Here is a 2760-nt window from a genome sequence, read left to right on the forward strand (position 1 = left end):
GTATCCGTCCGGGCAATTACACCTGGTTACTCTTCTTCGTATTGGGTTGTAAAAGCAATGTCTTTACCTTCAGCTCTGGCTTGATGCACGATTTGTTGAATGTGTTCAGGAAGGGATTCTATGGGAACAATCAAATCATCCACCATCACTAAATTGTTAAATGGATTACTCTGCTGCATATGGCCGGTGGAGAATTCCGGATTGTAATACCATAGGTCGAACATATCCTTTATCATCCTGGCCTTGGCGGACACAGTAGAGGACTTGGTTCCAAAATAGTTGTGGATTTCTTGGGTAGGGAGATAGGGCTCAAAAGATTTATCTCCCAAAAAATTAATGGAGCCAATAGCATATATAACTGCAGCCGCCCATATTTCCGGTTTTCCCCTTTTAAAAGGGACTTCTCTTTTTCTACCCATCTTTTTAATGAGTTTCTCGCAGAGTTCAAAGTATTCCTGATTGAGTTTCTGGGCACAAAAGGTTCCTGTCAGTTCTAATAGTTGTTGCTCTTTCTCTTTGATCTGTTCTTTGGTCATTGTCATGCGCTTTAGCTTGTGGTATATCCGGGTAATAATTCTTCGAGTCTCTGGATGTTATGATCGGGGATTCTTCGGAGCGTATCGGTAAGCCACTGTCTGGGATTGCTGTTTTGCATCTTACAGGTACCAAAGAAAGAATACAGCATGGCGGCATGTTGAGCAGCCTGATGGCTTCCGCAAAACAGGTAATTCTTTCTTCCCAAAGCCAGAGGCCGGATAGCGTTCTCGATCAGGTTGTTATCCAGTTCGATACGTCCGTCGGTAAAGATATTCTCGAACTTGGGGTACTGGTTCATAAAATAAGCCATAGCCTTGCCGATGGGGCTTTTCGGCAGTACGTTAAACTGCTCTTGTTCGATCCACGTTTTGATTTGTGCCAGCAAGGGCTGTATTTTTTCTTGGCGAAGGACTTTTCTGCTTTCCAAGTCTTCCCCGGTCTGTTTTTTGATCTCTCGCTCCTGCAAATACATCTGCCTGAAGATGGCCAGGGCTTTTTCTGAACGGGCTTTATCGCTGTCCATAGCATCACTGAACTTCCTGCGGGCATGGACCAGGCAACCGGCCAGGGTGATCCCATTTTTAGCGCCTATTTTGTCATATACAGAATACCCGTCACACTGCACATAGCCACTATAGTCCATAAGCAGTTCCTTAGGTCCCTGCTGTCCACGGCCTTTACGGTAGTTGAATAATACGTGTTTATGTATGGGGTCATGATAGACCCACTGGTAGCCCTGATGCGTACTGCCCGGTTTGTCACTGTCCAGCACCTTTATCGGGGTTTCATCCGCCTGGATATAGCCCGAGGCCAGTATTTTCTGTTTTAAGGTATTGTAGAGGGGTTCCAAGAGTTGGCAGCACCCTTGCATCCAGTCACTCAGGGTGCTGGAAGCGGGTTCCCAGCCAAAATCCCGTTTAAAGCCCTGTATCTGCCGGTAAAACGGTAAATGGTCAATATACTTGCTCACCAGGATATGGGCCAGAAGACAGGCCTCGGCGATGGATTTATCGATAGGACGGGAAGGTAATGCTGCTATAAGTACACCTTCACCATCGGCTTTGGCATATTTGGGGCGTATGGTACGTCGTTTGACCAGGCTGGCCGGGGTATATTCCAAAGTCTCAGTAATGTCTTGTCCGATCTTTTTCAGTCCCGTAGTATCTTCCTCGGGGTCGATGATCACTTCCCGAACCGGGAGATGTTCCGGTAAGGCATGACGGCCTGGATGTGGTTGTTTCTCTCTGGTGTAGGTAATGGTCTCGGTAGATGGCTCTACCGGGGATGAACAAACCTCTGCTTCAAAAAGTGATAATTGCTCTTGGATGATTTCCGCCACAAAACGCTCCGATTTAAAACCACCGATGAGCTTGTAGAGTTGGCTGAGCTGTGACTCTAAAGCTGCTATTTTCTCTTGAGAAGCTTTTTGAGATCGTCTGAGTTGCTGGTTTTCTATCTGTAACTCCTGGTAAGTCATCGGGGATCGAAGATACGAACCCTTCCCCATATATACCAATAGTCATTCTACTTTTTCATAGCGTTTGCGCCGCGAAAGATTGGTGATGGCTACCCCATCTACGAGCAAGACCAGTTGGGCATAATCCAATTGCAGACCCTCCACCTGGCTATCGTAATGAGGCAGTTCAAAAGTACCTTGCTCCAGGCGTTTGTAATACAGGACAAAACCGCCCGATTGCCAGTGCAACAGCTTGACTTTATTCCTGACTTTATTCACGAAGATATACACGGCTCCGTTATTGGGATTTTGCTGCAGGTCGTTTTGCACCAGCCCGCACAGACTGTCAAAGGATTTACGCATATCGGTGGGATGGGCGTACAGGTAAAAACGATTCGAACTACTCAGCGCAAACATGATACCGGAATTTCGATGGTGATACCCTCTCCTATACGAATGATCATCGAGGTAGCCTTGGCGCTGGCAGGCTTAGTGGTGCTTACAGGAATAAATCCCGAAGGCTTCTCTGTGGCGGATTCCGCTTTCCCGCAGGTAGGCTCACCGAGTTTTCGCAACCAGTAATACAATTTACTCTCGGTAATACCATGAGCCTGAGCAAAGGCAGCCTGGCCCTGACCACTCTGGCGATATTCTTTCACCAGACGTTCCATACGTTTGTAATTCGTAGTCTTAGACATCGTTCGTTTTGTGGTCAAAATTAGAACACTATACTATACCGGGAAAGATGTACTTAGACGGACGGATAC

At 46.8% G+C, this 2760-nt stretch carries 4 protein-coding genes; all 4 read right to left on the minus strand.

Annotation, left to right across the window (positions count from 1 at the left end; all coding sequences use genetic code 11):
- Positions 1-26: 26 nt before the first annotated feature.
- The 4 genes from DN748_RS18870 to tnpA are packed head-to-tail and all read right to left on the minus strand — an operon-like array spanning position 27 to position 2691.
- Complete coding sequence (locus DN748_RS18870; RefSeq protein ID WP_112373392.1) at positions 27-536, minus strand: DUF6398 domain-containing protein; 510 nt, start codon at positions 534-536, stop codon at positions 27-29.
- An 11-nt stretch (positions 537-547) separates the two neighbouring features.
- Positions 548-2014, minus strand: a complete 1467-nt coding sequence (tnpC, locus tag DN748_RS18875; RefSeq protein ID WP_112373395.1) for an IS66 family transposase — start codon at positions 2012-2014, stop codon at positions 548-550.
- A 42-nt stretch (positions 2015-2056) separates the two neighbouring features.
- Entirely contained in the window at positions 2057-2410 is a 354-nt protein-coding gene (tnpB, locus tag DN748_RS18880; protein WP_112373393.1) for an IS66 family insertion sequence element accessory protein TnpB, read from the minus strand.
- Positions 2398-2691: an IS66 family insertion sequence element accessory protein TnpA gene (tnpA, locus tag DN748_RS18885; protein WP_112373394.1), complete on the minus strand. Its 294-nt coding sequence runs from the start codon at positions 2689-2691 to the stop codon at positions 2398-2400. Before tnpA ends, tnpB begins: the two co-directional genes overlap by 13 nt.
- Positions 2692-2760: the final 69 nt, after the last annotated feature.

The sequence above is a fragment of the Sinomicrobium soli genome (assembly GCF_003285545.1).
In the GTDB taxonomy this organism is placed as follows: Bacteria; Bacteroidota; Bacteroidia; order Flavobacteriales; family Flavobacteriaceae; genus Sinomicrobium.

Excerpts from the sequence above, each read along its gene's own strand:
- DN748_RS18870 (WP_112373392.1), bottom strand. The coding sequence starts at position 536 with ATGACCAAAGAACAGATCAAAGAGAAAGAGCAACAACTATTAGAACTG.
- tnpC (WP_112373395.1), bottom strand. The coding sequence starts at position 2,014 with ATGACTTACCAGGAGTTACAGATAGAAAACCAGCAACTCAGACGATCT.
- tnpB (WP_112373393.1), bottom strand. The coding sequence starts at position 2,410 with ATGTTTGCGCTGAGTAGTTCGAATCGTTTTTACCTGTACGCCCATCCC.
- tnpA (WP_112373394.1), bottom strand. The coding sequence starts at position 2,691 with ATGTCTAAGACTACGAATTACAAACGTATGGAACGTCTGGTGAAAGAA.